Raw genomic sequence first — 21,897 nt, 5'->3', positions numbered from 1 at the left:
CGCTTGTCGTAGGCGGACCGGCCCGTACCCCCACGGGGGTGCCGGCCCGTCCGCCTTTCCGGGCGCGGGGGTGGGGCGGGCTCAGCGCAAGGGGGACGGGGAGGGCAGGATCGTGCGCCGCTGCGGCAGCCAGCACCGGATGACGTCGCGCACGGAGACGATGCCCACCGGCCCGCCGTCCTCCAGCACGATCAGATGCCGGAAGCCGCCGCGGACCATGGCCTCGGCGGCTTCGTTCAGCGTGGCGTCGGGAGTGCAGAACACCACGTCGGTGGTGGCGTGCGCGCTCAGGATCTCGCGGTCGGGGTCGTGCCCCGCGCCGATCGAATTGAGGATGTCACGTTCGGTCAGGATGCCGATGCCGCTGTGTTCCGGATCGAGCACGACGGCCGCGCCGACGTGCCGGCCGGACATCAGGCACGCGGCCTGCCGGAGGGTGTGGGTGGGACCGAGGGTGAGGATCAGGGTGCTCATGGCGTCACGGACAAGCATCATGAAGACAGCCACCTCCTAGGGGTGAGACCCTCCGCCCGGTTCACAAACCCACAAGCGGAGGAGCCCCAGATTCCCACGGACACGGAGTGTCATCAAGAGGGCGCACTCAGTCGCTCTGGCGCAAGTACCCGAGCAGCTCATCGTGCAATACGCCGTTGGACGCCGCCGCGTTGCCGCCGTGCACGCCGTCGATCCCGTCCAGGCCGGTGAAGCGCCCCCCGGCCTCCTGTACGACGATCGCGTTCGCCGCCATGTCCCACAGGGACAGCTCCGGCTCCGCGCAGATGTCCACCGCACCCTCGGCGACGAGCATGTACGGCCAGAAGTCCCCGTACGCCCGGGTCCGCCACACCGCGCGGGTCAGGTCCAGGAAACCGGGCAGCAGCCCGCGCTCCTCCCAGCCGCCCAGCGAGGCGTACGAGAAGGAGGCGTCCGCCAGGGAGCCGACCTTGGAGACCCCGATCCGGGTCCCGTCCGCCGGTCCGCGCCCCGTGTACGCCCCGCCGCCCTCGGCCGCCCACCAACGGCGGCCCAGCGCGGGCGCGGACACCACGCCGACCACCGGCCGCCAGGTGCCGTCGGCGCCCTCCACCATCAGGGAGATCAGCGTGGCCCATACCGGGACCCCGCGCACGTAGTTCTTCGTACCGTCGATGGGGTCCACGACCCAGCGCCGCGGGCCGGTGCCCTCGACCCCGTACTCCTCGCCGAGGATCGCGTCCTGCGGCCGCGCGGCCAGGATGCCCGCGCGGATCAGCTCCTCCGCGGCCTTGTCGGCCTCGCTCACCGGAGTCATGTCGGGCTTGGTCTCGACCTTGAGGTCGAGGGCCTGGAAGCGGGCCATCGTGGCCACGTCGGCGGCGTCGGCGAGCTCGTGGGCAAGGCGAAGGTCATCGTCATACTCGGGCATGGCCGAACAGTATCGACATCGGATCGGCCGGACCAACGGTGTCCACGATCAAGCCGCACACCGGCCGACGGCCGCTCTTGACAGGGTCCGCGCACGCGTCAACCCTGACGGACAGACGAGCGGAGGCGCAGATGCCGGCAGCGCGGGAGTCCTTGCTTGAGGCGGCGGTGGCGGCGCTCGCGGCGCGCCCGTGGCCCGTGGTGCGGATGGTGGAAGTGGCCGCCGCGGCCGGGGTGTCCCGCCAGACCCTCTACAACGAGTTCGGCGGCAAGGACGGCCTGGGCCGGGCGCTGGTCCGCCGCGAGACCGACCGCTACCTCGCCGGAGTGGACCGGGTGCTCGGCGCCGAGGAGGGCGCCCACGAGCGGATGGCCGAGCTGGCGAGCTGGACCGTACGGACGGCCCGCGCGCACCCGTTGTTACGGGCCCTGCTCACCGGCTGCTGGGACGCGCGGCTCCCGCTGCTCGTGCCCGGGCCGCGCCCCGAGGAGCTCACCCGGGCGGTCCGGGACCGGGCCGCCGCCGCGCTGGCGCCGGGGGAGTGGACCGCGTACCGCTGCGAGCTGGTCGTGCGCCTCGCCCTGTCCTACGTCGTCGCGCCCGGCGGGGACGCGCCGCTGGGGGACCTCGGCCTCTTCGGGCCGGGCCGCGGGCTCAGTGCGCCGATCCGGACAGCTGGAGACCGATGACCCCGAGGATGACCAGCGAGATCGAGACCAGCTTGAGGGTGGAGACCAGGTCGCCGAGGAAGACCATCCCGTAGATGGCGGTACCGGCCGCGCCGATGCCCGTCCAGACCGCGTAGGCGGGACCGACGTCGAGCTTCTTCAACGCCATCGTCAGCAGGCCGAAGCTGCCCAGGGCGAAGCACGCGAAGGCGATGGTCGGCCACAGCCGGGTGAAACCGTGGGACAGCTTGAGGCAGACCGCGAAACCGGTCTCCAGGATTCCCGCGACCACGACGAGCAGCCACGCCATGTCGAATGCCTCCCCGCGCTCGTGCGGCCCGGCTCGCGCCGGCGCCACTTGGTGCGATTATGCATTTACCAGACATGGCGTCCGGCAAACCCCGCCGGACGATCGAGCACCGTCCGGCGAAGGCCCGTCGGACGGCCCGTCAGTCGCCCTCGCGGCGCTCACGCGTCTGGAGCAGCCGCCGCAGCGAGTACAGCCGCGCCGGATCCGCGTGACCGTCCTCCACCCACTGGTCCAACGCGCAGTCCACCTCGTCGTGACTGCACGCGCGCGGGCAGCCCTCGGTCCCCGGCACCAGCTCCGGGAAGGCCAGGATCACCCGGGACGGGTCCACGTGGTGCAGGCCGAAGGAGCGCACGCCCGGGGTGTCGATGACCCAGCCGTCCCCGCCCGGCAGCGGCAGCGCGAGCGCCGAGGTGGTGGTGTGCCGGCCGCGGCCGGTCACCGCGTTCACCACGCCGGTGGCGCGCTTGCGGTCCTCGGCGACCAGCGAGTTGACCAGGGTGGTCTTGCCGACGCCCGAATGGCCGACGAAGGCGGTGATCCGCCCGTGCAGCCGCTCGCGCACCCGCTCCGCCGCGTCCCCGGTCGCCAGCTCCTCGCGGTTGGTGACGACGTAGTTCAGGCCGAAGGTCGAGTAGATCTCCAGGATCTTGTCCGCGGAGGTCAGGTCGGACTTCGTGAGCACCAGCAGCGGTTCGAGCCCCGCGTCGTACGCCGCCACCAGACAGCGGTCGATCATCCGGGGCCGCGGCTCCGGATCGGCCAGCGCGGTCACGATGGCCAACTGGTCGGCGTTGGCGACGACCACGCGCTCGTACGGATCGTCGTCGTCGGCGGTGCGGCGCAGCACCGACTTGCGCTCCTCGATCCGCACGATCCGCGCCAGCGTGTCCTTCTTGCCCGACAGGTCGCCGACGATCCAGACCAGGTCGCCGACCACCGCCGCCTTGCGCCCCAGCTCGCGGGACTTCATCGCGTGGATCGTGCGGCCGTCGACCAGACAGGTGAGCCGCCCCCGGTCCACCGTCAGGACGAAGCCCTCGGCGGCGTCCTCGTGCTTGGGGCGGATGCTGGTCCGCGGCCGGTTGCCCTTGGGGTTGGGCCGCTGGCGGATGTCGTCCTCGTCGGTGTGCTTGCCGTACCTGCGCATGACGGTCCCTACGCTCCCGCTCCCGCGAGCATGTCTGCCCACATCCGCGGGAAGTCCGGCAGGGTCTTCGCCGTCGTGGCCACGTTCTCGATCAGCACGCCCGGCACCGCCAGGCCGATCACCGCGCCCGCGGTGGCCATCCGGTGGTCGTCGTAGGTGTGGAAGGTCCCGCCGTGCAGCGGGCGCGGGCGGATGCGCAGGCCGTCCGCGGTCTCGGTGACGTCGCCGCCGAGCGCGTTGATCTCCGCGGTCAGGGCCGCCAACCGGTCCGTCTCGTGCATCCGCAGGTGCTGGACCCCGCGCAGCACCGACTCGGAGTCGGCCAGCGCGGCCACCGCCGCGACGCCCGGGGTCAGCTCGCCGACGTCACCGAGGTCCACGTCGATGCCGTGGATCTTGCCGGACCCGGTGAACACCAGGCCCGCGTCGGTCAGCTCGCACGAGCCGCCCATCTCGGTGAAGATCGCCCGCAGCGCGTCGCCGGGCTGCGTGGTGCGCCGCGGCCAGTCGGGGACGGTCACCGTGCCGCCCGTGATCAGCGCGGCCGCCATGAAGGGCTGCGCGTTCGACAGGTCGGGCTCGACGACCATGTCGCGGCCGAGCAGGGCGCCGGGCGTCACCCGCCACACGTTCTTCTCGCCGCCCGCCTCGGGGGTGTCCACCTGCGCACCGGCCGCGCGCAGCATCTCCACCGTCATCCGGATGTGCGGCATCGACGGCAGGTTGCTGCCCACGTGCCGGACCTCGACGCCCTGGTTGAAGCGCGGGGCGGAGAGCAGCAGCGCGGAGACGAACTGCGAGGAGTTGGTCGCGTCGATCTCGACCGTGCCGCCCTCCAGGGCGCCGCCGCCGTGCACGGTCAGGGGCAGTGCGCCCCGGCCGTCGTCGTCGATCCGGGCGCCCAGGGCGCGCAGTGCGTTGATGACCTCGCCGAGCGGGCGCTCGTAGGAGCGCGGGTCGCCGTCGAAGCGGATGTCACCGGCGGCCAGGGTGGCCACGGGCGGCAGGAAGCGCATGACCGTGCCCGCGTTGCCGACGTCCACCGTCGCGGGGCCGTGCAGGGCCGCCGGGATGATCCGCCAGGCCTCGCCCGTCTCGCCGTCGCCCGCGGAGCTGGAGGAGACCGTTTCCTCGATGCCCACGCCCATGGCCCGCAGCGAGTCCGCCATCAGCTGGGAATCCCGCGAGCGCAGCGGTCGGCGGACCCATCCGGGCTCGGCGGAGAGGGCGGCCAGCACCAGGGCCCGGTTGGTGACCGATTTGGACCCGGGAACGGTGACGGAGGCCCGCACGGGCCCGTCGGCTACGGGGGCGGGCCAGAGGGCGGACGGCGCGGGGGTGTCGGTCATGGCCCTCACTTTAGTTGGTCGGGCCGGACCCAGATCTTGATCGGCTCACACGTCCAGCAGCCAGCGCCCGCCGCCGATCAGCGAACACAGCGAGACGGCGTGGAAGAGGAAGAGCCACATCACCGGGTGCACGTGCGTGAGCCGCCCGAGCTGGTCCGCGTCGGAGTCCGGCGCCCCGCCGCCGCGCCGCTTGTGCTGGAGCTCGAAGACCGGACGTACGCCGCCCAGCAGCAGGAACCACACCACGCCGTAGGCGAACGCGGCCTGCACCTCGGCCGGGGCCAGCCAGGACACGAGCAGGAACGCCCCGCCGGACAGGAAGACCGTCAGCACGCCGTACGCGTTGCGGATCATCAGCAGCATCGCCAGCAGCAGCGCGGTCGCCACCCACAGCAGCAGCGTGATCCGGTGCGCGGCCAGCAGCCAGGCCCCGCCCAGGCCCAGCAGGGAGGGCGCGGTGTAACCGGCGGCGGCCGTCAGGATCATGCCGATCCCGGTCGGTCGGCCCCGGCTCACCGTGAGCCCGCTCGTGTCCGAATGCAGCCGGATCCCGTCGAGCCTGCGCCCGGTGAGCACCGCGACCAGCCCGTGCCCGCCCTCGTGCGCGATGGTCACGGCGTTGCGCGAGAGCAGCCAGAGCGGCCGGGGCACGACCACGGCCAGCGCGACGACGGCCGTGGCGATCACCAGCCAGAGCTCTGGCGCGGTCTGTATGCCGGTGAGCCGGTCCCACAGGCCGGCGGCGGAGAGGGTGTGCGTGTCGTCCACGGGTGGGCCGGCTCCTTGCGGTGGTCATCGGGTGTCATGGCAGTCTGGCAGCCATGTGCGGTAGGTATTGAGGACGCCGACCTAACACGACATCCCCGCAAACCCAAAACACCAGGTCAACGAGGTAGGGCCCCGGAGAGATCCGGGGCCTTTCTCATGCCCGTGCTGGTTCCGTGCTGGGTCCAGTGGGGACTGTTTCGGACCGCTTGGGCCCACTGAGCTGGTGCTGTGCTGACTAGGACGCTCGGCGCACTGGCCGAGGTTCCGGCCCTTGGGGCAGCGTAGGAATTCCATCGCTGCTGGCCGACGTGATCCGGCCGACCGCAACGGTTTCCAGTAGTGGAAACCGGAACCCCTTGCCCCTCCCTCACCCTCCCGACAGCATCGGACCGGACACCAGCGGCGACGAGGGGGAACAGTGGCTACCGAACTGACACGGCTGGTCGGAGACTGCGACGAGGGCGAGTGCCCCACCATCTACGTCACCGATCGGGGCACCCTGGCGTTCCAGGGGGAGGAGATCACCGACCACGGCCGAACCATCCCCGCACACGAAACCATGGTCGAGATCCCGATCGAACTCATCCGGAAGGCCATCCGTGACAACCTCATCTAAGTCCCTGGGGGACTGGCTCAAGGACTTCGAGCAGGAAGCGTTCCGCCTCGAAACGCTGGACGACTACAGCCAGTCCGGCGGGGTCAGCGCCTATCAGGACTTCCTTGCCGGAAAGCCTCAGCCTGAGGACTTCAAGACGGCCGACTGGGTCACCACGGTAGGCAATGCCACTCAGGCCGGTAAGCGAATGTACCGCGTGCACGTCGTCACCCGACCCCTTACGGATTATCTCCGCTTCGAACTCGGCTGGGGCTACATTCGCAACGTGAAAGCAGGGGAAGAGTTCTTCATCCTCGACATCACCGAGCAGGAAAACCCCATCCCGAATGCACCTGACTTCTGGATGTTCGACAACCGCACCGTCGGCGCCATGAGCTACGACAGTGAGGGCAAGTACCTGGGAACGGAATTCACCGGGGATAGTAAGTTGTCAGAGTTTCTGGCTTACCGGGATTTGGCCCTGGCTGCGGCCGTGCCGTTTCCCGAATGGTGGGCACAGTACGGCGAGTGAACAGATCTAGTCTCGGGTCAGCGCTGCGGGCACTGCGGGAGTCCTCCGGAATGGAGGCCAAAGCGGTAGCCCGCAATGCTGCTATGTCCCGCTCCAAGCTCTCCAAGATTGAAAACGGCAACACGTCTGCCAGTGTCACCGACGTTGACTGCATCCTCACCGCCATAGGAGTGTCTGAGGAAGTCAAAGCCGAGTACATGGCAATCGCGCGGGCGGAAGCCACAGAGGTGACCGCATGGCGCCTCGTCCGGCGCCTGGGCTACAGCCGGAAGCAGCAGCAGGTACAGGCTGTGGAAGCCCAAACAAACCTGCTGCGCCTCTTCCAGCCCTCCCTCGTTCCGGGGCTTCTCCAAACCCCGGAATACATTCGAGCCGTGTTCCTCCGGAAGAATGTCACAGAGGTACAGCTAGAGCGCACGATTAGTGCGAGGCTTGCCCGTCAAACCGTGCTCCACTCTGAGGGTAAGACATTCCGGTTCGTCATCACGGAATCTGTACTTCGTTGGCGGATCGTCCCGCCACTTGTCATGGTCGGACAACTCGACCGCATCGTGTCCGTCTCCCGGCTCCCCAACGTTGATATCCGCATTGTTCCGTTGGATGCCCCGCAGGTCGACTTTCCGGGACACTCATTCTCCATCAAGGATGACCGAACAGTAACCATCGAAATGGTTCACGCCGAGACTGTGGTGACCGACCCCCGGGACGTTGCCCCGTACATCACCAAATTCGACGGGTTCGCCGGCGTGGCGCTTTCTGGTGATGATATGCGCACCTTCGTTGAGTCGATCCGCGACGGGTTTTTGCGCGAACAGGAAACTGCCTAGAACCAAGTCTTTTGCTCGTACACCATTAGCGCCGATGCACGGAACGGCAGCGAAGGGGTGCGGCATGGCGCGGGCGGAGAAGGAAGAGATTCCAGAGTTCGACCGGAACGGCTGGGAGTACCTGACCTATGCCCCGGGGCGGACGTGCTCCGCATGCTCCCGCAAGGTCAAGCCCTTGGAGCCGGTACGCCGACGCGTCGAGGACCGCACGTCCGGCGCCCCCGTCACCGTCTACCGGCACAACAAGTGCCCCAGTGCTCGGGCTGTGGCCGCCTGATGCAGGCACGGCTGGATGGCCGCTATGACCTCGGGCCGTGACGCCTGGACCCGACCCGGCAGACACAGGTACGCACCTGATCCCGGGCGTGACCTACTGCGGCACCTGCATCGGGCGCCGAACGGTCTGGTGTGACTACTGCTGCGGGTTCGACTACGAGGCGTGCCACGTGTGCACGCTCGGCCGCCGAAGGTGCCCTGACTGCGCCGGAGGGGACGCCCAGCGCATCCGCTGGTGACGTCGCCCGCAAGCGAGAGGAGGTGCAGCAATGACCGACCCCGGAGAGAAGTCCGGAGGTTCCGGCGGGAGCCAGTTCCCGCCCCCGCCCGCTGGCTGATCAGAGAGGAGCACCACCTATGACGACGATGCTCGAAAGCCCGGTTGGCTTACGGCACGGACGGGACCTCGTCAGTCCCGAGCTGTTCGAGAAGGTGTCCGCGTTCTGTTCGGAGGAGTACGGACACGAGCTGTCCACCGCCCGCCGGATCGTGGACCAGGCCCTTGCCTTCCTGAAGGTCATGGGGGATACCCGCGCGTTCGACATGACCCCGTCGGACGCTGTTGACCCCGGCTGGCACTCGTTCGTGCTCCACACGCAGGCCTACGCCGCGTGGTGCCAGGAGCAGTTCGGGTTCTTCCTGGGACACGAGCCCAAGGCCACTGTCCGCACGCGCCCCCTGATCGGCTCCGTGGTGGACCGAGTCCGGGCCGCCGGGTTCCACGTGGATGACCGGCTGTGGGGCGCGGCCAAGGAGTGCAACCCGCCTGCCTGCTGCGGCGACGGCGACGGCTGCTGATCCATCCGAGAGATGAGCCCCGGACGCGGCCAATGCGTCCGGGGCTCACCCATGAACAGAGGTATACCGCATGCCAGTTGATGAGACTCTCTCAGGACAGAGCAGGGTCACCGTGTTCCGCATGTTCGGCACGGTCTTCGGCTACGCCACGCACTCCCTCGATGATCGGGGCATCGGGGAAGTCGCCGTGGTCGGCCCCCTGACTCCTGGAGTCGAGTGGGGGCGGCTGTGGCAGATGGCCCGGACGATGTGCCGTCCGAACGCAGGCGACGACGAACACGCCCGCTGGATCATGACCCAAGCGAACCGCGCGTTCACCTGCGGCAGTGACGTGGTCGTGAAGCTCGCTGTAGGTACGTGGAAGCTCCAGCGCGGCAAGCGCGCCAACCTGGGTGGGTACGCCCACCGGGACTACCTCTGGACGGGCGCCATGACCGTGGAGGAGGTCACCCCGGAGCAGGTATCCGCGTACACACCGATCTACACGGCGTAGCTTCCGCGGTGGGGCTTTGGTCCTGTGGCCGGCAGGGCCGAAGGGCCTCTGATCACTCCAGGGAGCCCAAGGGGCGATGACCTCGGCTGGTGGGCAGGGAACGAGCCTGGCGGGCCTTCCTGCGGCCTGCTGCGGACTCCAGGGCGGTCTTCTTGTCCGAGTGCCACTGGCAGAGCACCTGGCAGTTCTCCGCGCTGTCCCTGCCTCCATCGGCAAGGTTGTGGATGTGGTCGACAACGGCCCCGGGCGCGAAGCAGGGGAGACCCGTGTCTACGCGGGTGTGCTGGCAGAGGCCGGAGTCTCGACGCCACACAGCCCGACGGATTCCGGGCGACCGCTTTTGCGGGGTGCGCTGATGCCAATTAGACATGAGGCTCGTCCTTTTCGGTGCAGCGGATATCAGGCGTCGGATATTGGTGGTTATGCTTTGTGCACCAATTCCAGTTCTTTGGAGCGGCGGCAGCAGGAGTCTGCTTACCGCGCGGACGTGACGAGTATGCCTGAGTCATTTTTCGGCTAGCCATGGTTCAACCTCCAGATAATGTGTGTCTTGGGATGTTGCATTGCGGTGAAGCGCAACAATAAGTGTGATTAGCCAGGGAAATGGGGCACCCGAGCCGGCTGGTGGCGCCCGATTCAACGTTCCCGGACCCGTACGGGATGGGACCCGCTATGACGCCTCGGCCTCGAATTGAATTCATCTTGGGGCACCCCCCTACCCATGGCACCAATTGTTTTTGCGTGAAAAAGTTTGATTGCTTAAAACGTTTCGCAAGTTTCATTGAAGATCGAAAAATGTTTTGAAGCAGAAACAAAGCGTTTCGTTTGACTTCATCAAATCATTCGTCTCGCTGATCCATCCACCTCTCACCCTCCCTATCCTTACGCCTGCATGTGATGCGCGTGGGTGTGTGCTGTGTGTGATTGAGCGAGGAAAGGAGTCGACACATTCGATCGAACTTCTTTCTTCACTCAACCAACACAATCAATTTTCAACGATTCAAATGATTTTCTTCGAAGTAATTGAGTGCAGCGTTCCACAAGAGCTCATTGCGTCAGGCCTCATCACTTACCACCCATCGAGTGCATACATGGGGTCATCGAGAAGTGATGTCCCGCCCCTTGGGTCGAGGCCACCAACGCCCAACATTTCGTCGGGCGGGGTTGAATCGTCGAGGTTGAATGTGTAGGTGGGGGAATCAAACTGGACAGTCTTCCGGCCTGAGCTATCAATGACGATACGGGGACGGCTCATGGTCAGATCCCCTGAATTCGATACTGCATCGCGTCTGCGAGACTGGCTTCTTCCTCGGCCTTTCGGGCGGCGTGAGGGTCGATCTTCGCCAGCGCTGCACGACTGCTGTAACCCCCCTGCGCTTCCTCGGAGAGCTGCGAGGACATCCAGGGTCGAATACCGTCTCCAGGAGTCATGGCAGCCTCTACAGAGGCGAGAGACTCCCGAAGTGAAGCGGGATTTCCTCCATGCGGGTCCAGCCCGCCGAACCCGAGGCTGTTGCGTTCCTGGATAGGCTCGAACGGGACCCCGTCGAAATCAGAGAAGGCATCCGGCAGAGAGTCCAGGATTTCGTCACGCTCGGCCAAGGCAATTCGCAGGCCGGCCAGGCATTCCAGGGCAGCCGTATTGCGGGCCTCGGCTTCCTTCTCGGCCCACTTCCGATAACCCTGAGTAGCGCGGAGCCGGGAGACTTCGGAAAGGAGCTTAGAGGCCGCTTCGGCGGCCTTCTCAGCCGCCATGGGGATAACAGTCTCAAGCTTGTTCAGGGACCGATGTGCGTCCGCTAGAGCCTTCTCGTCAAGCTCGGGATAGTCGGGGGCATCTTCACCGTGGGAGACAGCTTCAGATACCGCAGCCTCATAGTCGGCCACGATGGTCCGGCGCTTGCTGATGACATCCCGGAAATTGCCAATAGCCGACTCGTGGGCGTCCGCATTCTTGGACAGGTATGCGAGCATGTCGTCAAGAACCTTTGCCGCGTCCTTCACGCCCTTGTCATCCTTTACGTGGGGGGCGTGGGCGGCCGGAATGGCGGGAATCTCGAAGATCGGCCGGAGTGTGGGGTCTAGTTCATCGATTCGGCTCCCAATCTGAGAAATTTCACTGTCGTGACGGTGGGAATCGAGCCGAGCTACTCGTAGGGCCACCTGATCCGAGGTTTCCCAATCGAACTTCTGATCGTTAACAAACCCGGCGATGTTCATTACTTGTTCTCCTTGATCTCTGCCAGCTTGGCAGCCTTGATTTCTTCGATGCGGTCCCGCGTGTGCAGGGACTCGGTGATTTCTGTACCTCGGGTGTGGGCTAGCTTCACGAACCCGGACTGGAAAGGGTCTTCGCTCTTTTTTGAGATCCCTAGGAAGTCGCCTTCAGGGCGGTGATAGGCCTTTACGGCACCCTCTCGGGTCTGGACGAAAGAGACACCGACTAGTGCACCGTTTGTGCTTGCCTTGGCAGGATCGGCAGCGACAGCGAATTTCAGAACCGGCGCGGTGTAGATGAGGAACTCACCGCGAGGCACGTTATAGGTGCCGTCCTCGTTCTTCGAGTACGCGACAGGGTGTTTGAAGAACACTGCCCGGCATCCGTCAGCCGGTAGGAGTGTCAGAGACATCAGCACTCGCCACCAATGAGGTCTTCAGCGAATACGTTGCGGGTGGTCTGTCGAATGTTGGGGCATCCCTTAGCGTGCCGGTTGATCCGGTACTCGTCACTGTTGGGAATGGCAGCAGCCCAGAAGGCCGTCTCATAGTCGGGGGAGCGAGCCCCCGGACATTCAAGGAGACAGCCCGATTCCTTGAAGTTGAAGAACATTCGGTTACAGCGCTGCTGGTAGTTCATATCTTGATCCTCACGATCTTGTGCTGTCGACGCCAGTTCTGGTTGTAGTCACGGAAGCATTCCCGGCACCATCGCTGGAATCCGTCTCGCCTTGCCGTGCATCGGCTGAATTCGGTGTGAGGCTTCTGGCGCTCGCACCGCTGGCACTCCTTCATTGGGGAATGCCTCCTCTCTGTTTTAGTAAAACCCCTCACTACTTAATAGACGTTGCGCAGCCCCGATCTGTGAAAGCCGTACAGGATTAAGGCCTAAGGTCCCCAGCCGGGCGGGCCTAAGGGCTCGCCGGCCGGGAGCGGATCGACAGGAGGCCACCTAGGGCACCCCGAGCCCTCGTAGCGCACTCGGAGGCCAAGAGTCCACACAAGGCGCCCACAGGGGCACACAGGGCCCTTGCTGGTCCAGGGCATGAAAAAGCCCCCGGGGCAGGAATCCGGGGGCGGTTCACTGAGAGGAGCATGGAGATTCGTGGGGATCTCCGAATAGGTGGTTCAAGCAGGTGGGGTTACAGGTAGGTAGATCAGGAGGAGAGACAGGAGGAACACGACTGCCTACTTCCGACTGCTCAGGAGGATTAGCTATAGGCCTAGGCCACCTTTCGGAGGTGGCCATAGATGAGATCTGAGCTACAGCCCGAATCTTCTCGGGCTGGTTCTCTGTTCTATCTACTGAGTACTTCGCTCTTACGGCTTCGTACTCCACACTTCCTACTTCCTTCTTAGTGCCTTCTGGGGAAGGCTGTACTGAGGCAGTTTGGGTCACAGCCGGAGTAAGCGGCTGTCCTGTGATGCTCTCCTCCAAATATTCGTACTCGTCCCGCAGTACGGCCGGTATCGAGAGCTGATACTGATCAGCACGCTTGACCTTGCCCACGTGGGTGAGCCATCCGCGCTTCTCGGCATTCTTGAACACCTTGGCCAGTCCGTGCCCATTTCCGGTGTGGCCCATCTTTCCGGCGAGAGTCACTTTCCCGACCGCAGCTTTTCCGGTCTTGCCGTTCACGTGGCGCATCCACAAGATGAGTGCCGAAAAGCTTTTCCCGAACTCCTCCGGGCTAGGGGCCGACTCTTCGAGCTGGTCGGCAACCATTCGCATCCACCACACCTGAGTGTCGTAATTTCCGGTCAAGAGATACCTAGATTCCATGGAGCTCAGCGCTTTCTACGGCGAAGGGCCCCGGCACTATTACCGGGGCCCTAGTGGTTGTCTTGTCTGGGAAGGGTTAGATACTGATCAAGTCTCCGGACGCATCGCGTTCTGCTGCATACAGGCATTCCGCTGCCTCCTCTTCACCATGCTGCCGCAGATATGCGACAGCTCGATACAGCATGTCTTCTGCTCCCGCTTCGAAGGCTTCGTCAAGTTCTAGGTCGGTCACGCCGTGGTCTCCTGCTGGTCAATCCAGCGGTCAAGGTCATTGGGTCGGCATCGCAGTTTCTGTCCGATCTTCTTGAACGGGATTCCTTGCGACTTGTGGTTGTCGTAGATCCATGAGCGAGGCACTGCGAGCACGCGGGCCACGTCTTCAATCGTGAGGAGCTGAGTCATGCAGCCATCTCCAGAGGGATGGCAAAGGGGATGGCCAGACGGTAGTAATGATCAAATCCGATTCCGTGGCGGGCAGTCTTGAGGAGCCAGCCAGTGCGGGCACATTCAAGGAGGAAGCCTCGCGCCTTCCGGTAGCTGCAAATTTCGCTGGCCAGAGCAGAAGCGGAGATTACGGTCTCACGGCCACCGTTCTGGCCGACCAGATAGGAAATTTCCATGGCGATAAGGCGCTCCGTGTGGGTGAGCGGCTCTTCGAATCCGATTTCGCGGACCCACTTTTCGTGGTCCGAGGTCGTGACGAGGGCAAAGTCGATCGCGTTCATTCGATTCTCCGTGTGGGAAAGGCCAGCTGGCCTGTGGTGACTGAGTGTTCAGCCGGCATTCAGCGCAGAGTGACGGCGCGGAGGGGGCGCAGTAGGGACGTCGTCGCCCTGGCGCCCCGCCCTGTGGCGATCCGGTCCGCTTCGGCCCGTCTCGTTCTCAGCTTGCACCAGTCGATACGTATCGGTCAACTTCGGACGTATCGATACGTCCACGTGTATGGTGTGGGGCATGGATGAGATGTCGTACCGGCGCGGGTCGGTGACTGTGACTGCCAAGTGGGACGCGGGCAAGCTCGTAGACCTACGGATCAGCGCAGACGAGGGAGCGCAGATCAGTGCTGCGGAGCTGCACCGGGCGGTGGCTCATGTCGAGACAGACATGCAGGCCGACGCTCACGCGGTGCCACTGCGCAGGAGCCGAGGAGTCGATACGTCTCGGCCGCGCCTCACGCCGGATGAGTTGCAAGCCCGGTTGGATCGCGAGGCTGCCCAGGAAGCGGAGTGGCTGATTGTGAGCAGAGAGCTACTCGACGCCTTCCGAGAGGGCAAGTCGAGCCCTGTCTACCTCGCCACTTTGGCCAAGGCCTTCCAGTTCCTCTCACCCGCCGGTGGGGGCGCGAGGGTTGGCGACTCGATGCGCTGGTCACGAATCGCGAAGGCGATCGACCGGCAGACGAACACGGCCAAGATGCACTTGGTCGAAGCCAGGAAGGAGGGCTACCTCTCCGACTCCGGCCAGATGACAGACAAGGCCCGACAGGTACTCAGCAAGTAGCGCCGCGCTCCTGCCACGTGGCACGGCAACGGAAGATCAGCACCACCCATGGCTACGACGTTCCAGAAGTGCAAGACCGACCCGAAGAGCAAGGATCATCCGTGCGCACAGACCCGCTGTAAGCACACGTGGACCGTTCGGTACCGGGAGCCCGGCGGCCGGGCCGGACGGCAGCGAGAGAAGAGCTTTCCGACCAAAAAGCAGGCCGAGGACCACGGCCTGAAGATGGAGAACGACAAGCGTGAGGGGACCTATCTCGACCCCAAGCGCGGGGCCGTGCCCGTCAAGGTCTACGCCGAGAAGTGGGTGGCGCGTCAGCATCTGGCCGTTGGTACGGAAGGCGTCTACGACCGGGCGTTCCGGCTGCACATCTTCCCCGCCCTCGGACACCGGCTGCTCTCCACCCTCCGGCCTGAGGACATAGAGACGCTCGCAAGCGAGATGACGGCGGCAGGGCTCACCCCGAACTCTGTCGACGCCTACATGACGCCCCTGCGGTCCGTGTGCAAGGCAGCCGTGAACAACGGCGACATCGGCCGTAACCCGTTCATCGGCGCTAACCTCCCGAAGCTGCCGAGTAGGGCCGTGGACGACAGGCGGCTTCCGAACGGACAGCAGATCCAGGACATCGCAGATGAGTTCCGTCCCGAGTTGGCACTCTCCATCTGGCTCATGGCTGGGCTCGGATTGCGTACCGGGGAAGTTCTGGGCCTGAGGCTCAGTGACTTCGACGAGGACCGTGTGAGGGTCCGCCGTCAGATCACCCGGGGCAAGGGTGGCCGGGGCCTCCTGGTGGGGCCGCTCAAGCACCGACGTGAGGGCGACTGGCGGGACGTGCCACTCCCGACGAACATCCGTGACGCTGTGGCCGCGCACGTAGCCCAGTACGGCACAGGACCGGACGGGGCACTGTTCCAGACCCGTACCGGCAACCACGTGGCTACCTCGGACTTCGCCACGCACTTCCGGAAGGTGGTCAGGCTCCTGGACTTCTCGTGGTCGCCCCACGATCTCAGGCACTGGTTCGCCTCTACGGCGCTCAGCAGCGGTCTGCCACTCTTGGACGTGTCCAGGTGGCTGGGGCACAGGAACATCAGCGAGACGGCTGATACGTACGGGCACCTGACACCGGACAGCACCGGACGGGCGATCCGGGTGATGGATGTAGCGATTTCTCAGCACCGTGCTGGTTTGGTGCTGGATGTGGCCGCGTGACGTAGCGTTCGCGCAGGTCAGAGGGGTGGGTCTGAATGTGCGGAAGGTTTGCAGCGAGTCGTGGGCCGGAGGAACTGGCGGCCGTGTTCGGGGTGGAGCGGTGGGAGCCCGCCGAGTCCCTGGCCCCGGACTGGAACGTCGCGCCGACGAAGGAGGTCCTCGTCGTCCTCGACCGTCCACTGAAAGACGCGGCCGAGCGGCGTCCGGTTCGCCAGCTGCGCCGACTGAAGTGGGGGCTGGTCCCCTCCTGGGCCAAGGCCCCCGAGGGCGCCGCCCGGATGATCAACGCCCGGTCCGAGACCCTGCACGAGAAGCCGTCCTTCCGCCGCCCCTTCGCCCGGCAGCGCTGCATCGTCCCCGCCGACGGCTACTACGAGTGGGTCACCGCCCACGACGAGCGGCAGCTGGAGGTCGAGGGGAAGAAGAAGCGGGCCCGCAAGCAGCCCTACTTCGTGCTCCCCGAGGACGGCTCGGTCTTCGCGATGGCCGGGATATACGAGTTCTGGCGCGACCGGACCCTGCCGGACGAGCACCCGCTCGCCTGGTGGGCGACCTGCTCGGTGATCACCGCCGAGGCCGAGACCGGCCCGCTCGGGGTGGCGCCCGCCGAGGGGCCGCGCTCGCTCTCCGACATCCACCCCCGGATGCCGCTCATGCTGACCCCGGACCGCTGGGACGCCTGGCTCGACCCGGCGCGCACCGACGAGGCCGAGCTGCGGGCCCTGCTGGCGCCGCCGCCGGGCGGGCGGATGCGGGCCTATCCGGTCTCCACCTCGGTCAGCAGCGTCCGCAACAACGGGCCCGAGCTGCTGACCGAGCTGGAGGCGCCCGAGGAAGCCACGCTGTTCTAGGGCTCCGATCCAGGGCTCCGACGGCTCCGGCTTCCCGCAGGATGGGGGCATGAGCACGCCTACGCAGCACGTCCAGAGCGTCGACACCCCGGCGGGCGGGGCCCGGATCACCTGGCACCCGGCGGCGCGGCCGCGGCTGGTGCTGGCCGTCGGCCACGGCGCCGGCGGCGGGATCGAGGCCCGGGACCTGGTCGCGCTGGCGGCCGCGCTGCCCGCCCGGGGGATCACCGTCGCCCTCGTGGAGCAGCCCTGGCGGGTGGCCGGGAAGAAGGTGGCGGCCGCGCCGAAGGTGCTGGACACGGGCTGGCGGGCGCTGTGGCCCGCGCTGGGCGGCCCCGGCCTGCCGGTGGTCGCCGGCGGGCGCAGCGCGGGGGCCCGGGTGGCCTGCCGCACCGCAGCCGAGCTCGGGGCGGCCGGGGTGCTGGCCCTGGCCTTCCCGCTGCACCCGCCGGGTCGGCCCGAGAAGACCCGGCTGGACGAGCTGCTGGGCGCCGGGCGGCCGACGCTGGTGGTACAGGGCGGCCGGGACCCCTTCGGCGGCCCCGCGGAGTTCCCGGCTCCGGGCGCGGGGGACACGTACCGGCTGGTCGAGGTGGCGCACGGCGACCACGGCTTCGCGGTGCCGAAGCGGGCGGCGACCACCCAGGAGGAGGCCCTCGCGGTGATCACGGACGCGGTGGCGGACTGGCTCGCCGACCTGCCCCTCTGAGGCCCGTCCGGGACCCCCCCCGGAGACTTTTCCGGGGCCCCCGCGCGACCCCGGTTCCGGGGCGCGTCCCGGGTCGACCTGACACATTCCCGGAGCGTGTGGGGGCGTGTGCGCGACGTCGTATTCGAGCCTTTCCGGAACTGCGGGGAAACTCCCCGGGCGCCGGGGAATGCCGTGCCCCGGCCCCGCTGTTGTGCGGGATGTCGGAACGTACGGAATCTCGCCGGAGGAGAGGGAGCGCATGACCCAGGTCATCAGTCAGAACCGTCCGCAGGCCGCCAGCGGCCTGGAGTGGACGGTGCTGCCCGGGTCCAAGCACGGTGCCCCTCGGGCGGCGGATGGCCGGGAAGGTCGACTATTCTCCGATTCGAGCGGGTCCGCTTTCGGAGTCGCCACGCTGTCGGAGGAGGTGGGTCCTGTCGCTGGGACCGACGAAGGCCACGCGGAGGAGACGACCCCGGAGCGCAATGCGCGCTTCGAGCGGGACGCCCTCGGCTACCTCGACCAGATGTACTCGGCCGCGCTGCGCATGACGCGCAATCCGGCCGACGCCGAGGACCTGGTCCAGGAGACGTATGCGAAGGCGTACGCGTCCTTCCACCAGTTCCGCGAGGGCACCAACCTCAAGGCGTGGCTCTACCGCATTCTGACCAACACCTTCATCAACTCCTACCGCAAGAAGCAGCGCGAACCCCAGCGCAGCGCGGCGGAGGAGATCGAGGACTGGCAGCTGGCGCGCGCCGAGTCGCACATGTCGACCGGTTTGCGTTCCGCCGAATCGCAGGCGCTCGATCACCTGCCCGATTCGGACGTGAAGGAAGCGCTCCAGGCCATTCCGGAAGAGTTCCGCATTGCCGTCTATCTCGCGGACGTAGAGGGCTTTGCCTACAAGGAGATCGCGGACATCATGGGTACACCCATCGGTACGGTCATGTCGCGACTCCACCGTGGGCGCCGCCAACTCCGCGGAATGCTGGAGGACTACGCCCGCGAGCGCGGGCTGGTCCCCGCCGGCGCGGGAGAGTCGAACGACGGGAAAGGCTCGGGCTCATGAGCTGCGGAGATCCGCACGAGACGGAATGCTCTGAGGTCTTGGACCACTTGTACGAGTTCCTGGACCGCGAGATGCCGGACAGCGACTGCACGAAGTTCGAAACGCACTTCGGCGAGTGCAATCCCTGCCTGGAGAAGTACGGCCTGGAACAGGCCGTGAAGAAGCTGGTCAAGCGCTGCTGCGGGTCGGACGACGTACCGCAGGACCTGCGCTCGAAGGTGATGGGCCGGATCGAGCTGATCCGCTCGGGACAAGCCGTACCCGATCACGACGTGACGGCGGCGCCGACGAGCCCCGCCACTCCCGCCACTCCGGCGACGGGCTGATCCCTTTCCGAGGGAACGGGTGCCCCCGGAAAGCGACTTCGTTCACCCGAAGGTGCTAATCCAGGGGCCTCCGGACGGCCCAACACGCGAATGTGGCCCGCTCGCCGCGGGCCACACCTATTCTCCCCTTCCGGTACCGGTTGTTTTTCCGTGCCCGGCTCGAAGGTTCTGGGGGAGGAGAGCGCCATGCGGGGACTTCCGCCGGCGGCGCGCGCCTACGTCCTCTGCGCCGTCCTCGGCGCCCTCGCCTGCGTCCTGCCCGCGCTGCTCGGCTCCGGCACCCCCCGGGCCGCCGTCGCGCTGCTCGCCGTCCTCTACCTCGCCTGCGAGCTGGCCAAGGTCTGCCCGCGGCTCGGCGGGCGGGCGCCCGAGGGCATCGGGGCCTTCTTCCCCGTCGTCCTCGCCGCCGTCTTCCTGCTGCCGCCCTCCGCCGCCGCGCTGGTCGCCCTGCCCGGCGCGCTCGCCGGGGCCGCGGCCGAGCCGCCCGCCGCGGTGCGCCGGGTCTGGCACGGGGCGCAGCAGGCGCTGGCCGCCTGGGCCGCGGGAGGGACGTTCGCCCTGCTCGGCGGTCCCGCGGCGCTCGGCGGCGGCGCCCGCCCCGGGGGAGCGGTCGCGGACTTCCCCTACGTGATGCTCCCGGCGGCCCTGGCGGCCGTCGTGTTCTGCCTGGTGCTCACCGCCCTCGAAGCGGGTGTGCTGGCCACCGCCGAGCGGCGGCCGGCGGCGACCGCCTGGCGCGCGCCGCTCGCCCTCTCCCTCGCCCCGCACTGCGTGCACGGCCTGGCGGGGCTGATGATGGCCGTCCTGTGGCGCAGCCCCTACGGCCCGCCCGCGGCGCTGCTGGTGCTGCTGCCGATGTACATCTCCTGCTGGGTCTTCGCCCAGTACCACCACGAACGGGCGGCCCACCGGGCCACCATCCGCGCCCTCGTGCAGGCCGTGGACCTCAAGGACCGCTACACGCGCGGCCACAGCGAGCGGGTCGGCCAGGCCTCCGCGATGATCGCCCGCGAACTGGGCATGGCCGAGGACCGCCTGGAGGTGGTCCGGATCGCCGGGATCCTGCACGACGTCGGCAAACTCGGCGTGCCCACGCGGCTGCTGCGCAAGGACGGTCCGCTGACCCCGGAGGAGCGCCGGATCATCGAACTCCACCCCGAGTACGGGCACGAGATGGTCCGCGGCATCGGCTTCCTCGGCGAGGCCCGGTCCGCGATCCTGCACCACCACGAGCGGGTGGACGGCTCCGGCTACCCCTACGGCCTGAGCGGCGGGCAGATCCCCGTCCTCGCCCGGGTGGTGGCGGTCGCCGACGCCTTCGACGCGATGACCTCGACCCGCTCCTACAGCCGGGCCCGGCCGGTGCCGACGGCGCTGGGCGAGCTGGAGCGCTGCGCCGGGGCCCAGTTCGACCCCGACATGGTGGGCGCGCTGGTGCGGGCGATCGGCCGGCACGGCTGGCACCCGGCGGTCACCTCGGACGAGGAGCTCCAGGTGATCCCCCGGTCCGCACCGGCGGCGGCCCCCGCCGCAGCGCCGCCCGCGCCACCCGCGCCGACGGGGCTGACGGGGTTGCCGGGGCTGCCCGCCCAGAACGCCGAGTCCCGGGCGCACAGGGACGCCGGCGGAGCCACCACCGGCCCCGGAGGGACCGGATGAGGGACCGGGGCGCCAAAGCCGTCCGCGCGGCCGCCGCCGCGCTCACCGCGACGGCCCTCGGGCACACCCTGTGGAACGGCGTGAGCGGCCCCGGCACCGCCCTCGCCTTCGGCCTGCTCATCACCCTCGGCGAACTCGCCCGCCGGGATCCGCCCGGCCCGAGCCGGCACCCGGGGTTCGGTCCGCCGCGGGCCGGACCCCTGCGGGCCGAGGACCGCCAGCCCGCGCCCCTGGGATCCGCCGCGGCCCTCGCCTACGCCCTGCTCGGGGCCGACGCGGGCCTGCCCACCCACCACGGCGCGCTCCAGGTCGTCGCCGTCGTCTTCGCGGCCGCCCTCGCCGGGATCGCCGTCCAGGTGGTCCGCGGCCGCGGACCCGCGCTCGACCACGTGGCCCGCCGGATCCTCACCGTCGGCTTCGCCGCCGCCTGCTTCCAGCCGCTGCACAACTCCGGGCGGCTGGCGGAGCAGGTCGGCCGGGGCCCGTACCTGGTGCTCTTCCTGCTGCTCCTGCTCGGCCTCACCGCCCTGTGCGACGCGGTGCTCGCCGCCGCGCTGGCCGGACTGCGCACCGGATGGCCGTACGGACCGCTGCTGCGGGACGAGCTGCGCGCCCTGCTCGGCATCGGCTCGGCGATCTGCGCCACCGGCGTGGTGATGGCCCTCGGGGTCGCGGTCGCCGGGCTCTGGGCGCTCCCCGTCCTGAGCGTGCCCCTGCTGCTGACCCAGATGTCCTTCCGCCGGATCGACGCCGTCCGCACCACCTACCGGCAGACGATCACCTCGCTGGCCCGGGCCACCGAGATCGCCGGCTACACCCGGCCCGGGCACGCCCGTCGGGTCGCCGCCCTCAGCTGCGCCGTGGGCCGGGAGCTGGGCCTGTCGCAGCGGGAGCTGACCGTCCTGGAGTACGCCGCCCTGATGCACGACATCGGACAGCTCTCCCTGGTCGACCCGGTCCCCGCCGGGGCCACCGCCCCGCTGCCCGCCGCCGAGGCCCGCCGGATCGCCGTGCTGGGCGGTGAGGTGGCCCGCCAGACCGGGGTGTCCGCCGAGGTCGCCGTGGTCGTGGAGAGGCAGGCCGAGCCCTACCGCGACCAGCCGGTCCTGGCCCGCATCGTGCGCACCGCCAACGCCTACGACGACCTGGTGGGCGGCACCCGTCACCCGGGCGGCTCACTGGCCGCGCTGGAGCAGCTGCGCCTCGGCACGGCCCACGACCACCATCCCGACGTCGTCGAGTGCCTCGCGTACGTTTTGCGGCGGAACAGTTCGAGGCGGGATGGTGCCCGCCTGGAGCGGCCGAAACGGGATGCGCGGGGGCGCGGCGGACGTGCCAGAGTTGTACCTGGCCGACCTGGGTAACCCATGGGTAATGAGCGGCCGTATCCGTGGGCATGGTTGGATGCGAAG

At 67.7% G+C, this 21,897-nt stretch carries 29 protein-coding genes; 15 read left to right on the top strand and 14 right to left on the bottom strand.

From position 1 onward, the window contains the following. Nucleotides 1-81: 81 nt before the first annotated feature. Nucleotides 82-492 carry a cyclic nucleotide-binding/CBS domain-containing protein gene (locus tag ACFWAR_RS27990; protein WP_385782698.1) on the bottom strand — a complete coding sequence of 137 codons (411 nt, stop codon included), beginning with the start codon at nt 490-492 and terminating at the stop codon, nt 82-84. A gap of 109 nt (nt 493-601) precedes the next feature. Then, complete coding sequence (gene hisN / locus ACFWAR_RS27985) at nt 602-1,405, bottom strand: histidinol-phosphatase (protein WP_385782685.1); 804 nt, start codon at nt 1,403-1,405, stop codon at nt 602-604. A gap of 131 nt (nt 1,406-1,536) precedes the next feature. Between hisN and ACFWAR_RS27980 the strand changes: the two genes are divergently transcribed. Next, nucleotides 1,537-2,094: a TetR/AcrR family transcriptional regulator gene (locus tag ACFWAR_RS27980; RefSeq protein WP_385782682.1), complete on the top strand. Its 558-nt coding sequence runs from the start codon at nt 1,537-1,539 to the stop codon at nt 2,092-2,094. Here the strand turns inward: ACFWAR_RS27980 and ACFWAR_RS27975 are convergent. The 4 genes from ACFWAR_RS27975 to ACFWAR_RS27960 all read right to left on the bottom strand — a co-directional run bounded on the left by ACFWAR_RS27975 (nt 2,060) and on the right by ACFWAR_RS27960 (nt 5,650). Next, nucleotides 2,060-2,383, bottom strand: coding sequence for a multidrug efflux SMR transporter (locus ACFWAR_RS27975; protein WP_354382433.1), 324 nt, complete (start codon nt 2,381-2,383; stop codon nt 2,060-2,062). The two genes, ACFWAR_RS27980 and ACFWAR_RS27975, sit on opposite strands and share 35 nt — an antisense overlap. A gap of 139 nt (nt 2,384-2,522) precedes the next feature. After that, a complete protein-coding gene (rsgA, locus tag ACFWAR_RS27970) occupies nt 2,523-3,533 on the bottom strand; it encodes a ribosome small subunit-dependent GTPase A (RefSeq protein ID WP_385782679.1) in 1,011 nt (336 codons plus the stop codon). Between the two features lie 8 nt (nt 3,534-3,541). Next, nucleotides 3,542-4,882, bottom strand: coding sequence for a 3-phosphoshikimate 1-carboxyvinyltransferase (aroA, locus tag ACFWAR_RS27965; protein ID WP_385782676.1), 1,341 nt, complete (start codon nt 4,880-4,882; stop codon nt 3,542-3,544). Nucleotides 4,883-4,927: 45 nt separating this feature from the next. Further along, a complete protein-coding gene (locus ACFWAR_RS27960) occupies nt 4,928-5,650 on the bottom strand; it encodes a M50 family metallopeptidase (RefSeq protein WP_385782673.1) in 723 nt (240 codons plus the stop codon). A 418-nt stretch (nt 5,651-6,068) separates the two neighbouring features. On the opposite strand from ACFWAR_RS27960, the gene ACFWAR_RS27955 reads away from it, so the two are divergent. The 6 genes from ACFWAR_RS27955 (at nt 6,069) to ACFWAR_RS27930 (ending at nt 9,171) form a co-directional block, all read left to right on the top strand. Then, nucleotides 6,069-6,266, top strand: coding sequence for a hypothetical protein (locus tag ACFWAR_RS27955; RefSeq protein ID WP_385782670.1), 198 nt, complete (start codon nt 6,069-6,071; stop codon nt 6,264-6,266). Then, entirely contained in the window at nt 6,250-6,777 is a 528-nt protein-coding gene (locus ACFWAR_RS27950) for a DUF6879 family protein (protein ID WP_385782667.1), read from the top strand. The genes ACFWAR_RS27955 and ACFWAR_RS27950 overlap by 17 nt, the downstream gene beginning before the upstream one ends. Further along, nucleotides 6,774-7,604, top strand: coding sequence for a helix-turn-helix domain-containing protein (locus ACFWAR_RS27945; RefSeq protein ID WP_385782665.1), 831 nt, complete (start codon nt 6,774-6,776; stop codon nt 7,602-7,604). Before ACFWAR_RS27950 ends, ACFWAR_RS27945 begins: the two co-directional genes overlap by 4 nt. Nucleotides 7,605-7,638: 34 nt before the next feature. Next, on the top strand, nt 7,639-7,881 hold the full coding sequence (locus ACFWAR_RS27940) for a hypothetical protein (RefSeq protein ID WP_385782663.1): 243 nt from the start codon (nt 7,639-7,641) through the stop codon (nt 7,879-7,881). A gap of 356 nt (nt 7,882-8,237) precedes the next feature. Further along, nucleotides 8,238-8,678: a hypothetical protein gene (locus ACFWAR_RS27935; RefSeq protein WP_385782660.1), complete on the top strand. Its 441-nt coding sequence runs from the start codon at nt 8,238-8,240 to the stop codon at nt 8,676-8,678. Nucleotides 8,679-8,799: 121 nt separating this feature from the next. After that, nucleotides 8,800-9,171, top strand: a complete 372-nt coding sequence (locus ACFWAR_RS27930; protein WP_385782657.1) for a hypothetical protein — start codon at nt 8,800-8,802, stop codon at nt 9,169-9,171. A 52-nt stretch (nt 9,172-9,223) separates the two neighbouring features. Here ACFWAR_RS27930 and ACFWAR_RS27925 read toward each other — a convergent pair whose 3' ends face one another. The 8 genes from ACFWAR_RS27925 to ACFWAR_RS27890 form a co-directional block, all read right to left on the bottom strand. Further along, nucleotides 9,224-9,541 (bottom strand): HNH endonuclease, encoded by a 318-nt coding sequence (locus ACFWAR_RS27925; protein WP_385782654.1) that lies wholly within the window; start codon nt 9,539-9,541, stop codon nt 9,224-9,226. A gap of 887 nt (nt 9,542-10,428) precedes the next feature. Beyond that, nucleotides 10,429-11,391, bottom strand: coding sequence for a hypothetical protein (locus ACFWAR_RS27920; protein ID WP_385782651.1), 963 nt, complete (start codon nt 11,389-11,391; stop codon nt 10,429-10,431). After that, nucleotides 11,391-11,762, bottom strand: a complete 372-nt coding sequence (locus tag ACFWAR_RS27915; RefSeq protein ID WP_385782648.1) for a hypothetical protein — start codon at nt 11,760-11,762, stop codon at nt 11,391-11,393. The genes ACFWAR_RS27920 and ACFWAR_RS27915 overlap by 1 nt, the downstream gene beginning before the upstream one ends. A gap of 38 nt (nt 11,763-11,800) precedes the next feature. Then, nucleotides 11,801-12,028: a hypothetical protein gene (locus tag ACFWAR_RS27910; RefSeq protein WP_385782645.1), complete on the bottom strand. Its 228-nt coding sequence runs from the start codon at nt 12,026-12,028 to the stop codon at nt 11,801-11,803. 441 nt (nt 12,029-12,469) lie between these two features. After that, nucleotides 12,470-13,114, bottom strand: coding sequence for a hypothetical protein (locus tag ACFWAR_RS27905; RefSeq protein WP_385782642.1), 645 nt, complete (start codon nt 13,112-13,114; stop codon nt 12,470-12,472). A gap of 133 nt (nt 13,115-13,247) precedes the next feature. Next, nucleotides 13,248-13,403: a hypothetical protein gene (locus ACFWAR_RS27900; RefSeq protein WP_385782639.1), complete on the bottom strand. Its 156-nt coding sequence runs from the start codon at nt 13,401-13,403 to the stop codon at nt 13,248-13,250. Next, entirely contained in the window at nt 13,400-13,573 is a 174-nt protein-coding gene (locus ACFWAR_RS27895) for a helix-turn-helix domain-containing protein (protein WP_385782635.1), read from the bottom strand. The genes ACFWAR_RS27900 and ACFWAR_RS27895 overlap by 4 nt, the downstream gene beginning before the upstream one ends. Beyond that, nucleotides 13,570-13,896 (bottom strand): hypothetical protein, encoded by a 327-nt coding sequence (locus ACFWAR_RS27890; protein WP_385782632.1) that lies wholly within the window; start codon nt 13,894-13,896, stop codon nt 13,570-13,572. The genes ACFWAR_RS27895 and ACFWAR_RS27890 overlap by 4 nt, the downstream gene beginning before the upstream one ends. Before the next feature lie 229 nt (nt 13,897-14,125). Here ACFWAR_RS27890 and ACFWAR_RS27885 point away from each other — a divergent pair, with 229 nt between their 5' ends. From ACFWAR_RS27885 to ACFWAR_RS27850, 8 genes are all read left to right on the top strand, one after another. After that, entirely contained in the window at nt 14,126-14,671 is a 546-nt protein-coding gene (locus tag ACFWAR_RS27885; protein WP_385782629.1) for a hypothetical protein, read from the top strand. 48 nt (nt 14,672-14,719) lie between these two features. Further along, nucleotides 14,720-15,886, top strand: coding sequence for a tyrosine-type recombinase/integrase (locus ACFWAR_RS27880; protein ID WP_385782626.1), 1,167 nt, complete (start codon nt 14,720-14,722; stop codon nt 15,884-15,886). Between the two features lie 35 nt (nt 15,887-15,921). After that, nucleotides 15,922-16,737, top strand: a complete 816-nt coding sequence (locus ACFWAR_RS27875; RefSeq protein WP_385782623.1) for an SOS response-associated peptidase — start codon at nt 15,922-15,924, stop codon at nt 16,735-16,737. Between the two features lie 49 nt (nt 16,738-16,786). Beyond that, a complete protein-coding gene (locus ACFWAR_RS27870; protein WP_385782620.1) occupies nt 16,787-17,446 on the top strand; it encodes an alpha/beta family hydrolase in 660 nt (219 codons plus the stop codon). A gap of 409 nt (nt 17,447-17,855) precedes the next feature. Beyond that, nucleotides 17,856-18,500, top strand: coding sequence for a sigma-70 family RNA polymerase sigma factor (locus tag ACFWAR_RS27865; protein WP_385782695.1), 645 nt, complete (start codon nt 17,856-17,858; stop codon nt 18,498-18,500). Further along, nucleotides 18,497-18,826: a mycothiol system anti-sigma-R factor gene (rsrA, locus tag ACFWAR_RS27860; protein ID WP_354382383.1), complete on the top strand. Its 330-nt coding sequence runs from the start codon at nt 18,497-18,499 to the stop codon at nt 18,824-18,826. The genes ACFWAR_RS27865 and rsrA overlap by 4 nt, the downstream gene beginning before the upstream one ends. A 186-nt stretch (nt 18,827-19,012) precedes the next feature. Then, a complete protein-coding gene (locus ACFWAR_RS27855; protein ID WP_385782617.1) occupies nt 19,013-20,485 on the top strand; it encodes an HD-GYP domain-containing protein in 1,473 nt (490 codons plus the stop codon). Then, the gene (locus ACFWAR_RS27850) at nt 20,482-21,849 is read left to right on the top strand and encodes an HD-GYP domain-containing protein (RefSeq protein ID WP_385782614.1); all 1,368 of its coding nucleotides are present in this window, start codon (nt 20,482-20,484) and stop codon (nt 21,847-21,849) included. Before ACFWAR_RS27855 ends, ACFWAR_RS27850 begins: the two co-directional genes overlap by 4 nt. Nucleotides 21,850-21,897 lie beyond the last annotated feature (48 nt).

It is taken from the genome of Streptomyces sp. NPDC059917, assembly GCF_042730635.1.
In the GTDB taxonomy this organism is placed as follows: Bacteria; Actinomycetota; Actinomycetes; order Streptomycetales; family Streptomycetaceae; genus Streptomyces.
The sequence above is the reverse complement of the archived record's forward strand: the minus strand, read 5'-3'. Positions and strand labels throughout refer to the sequence as shown.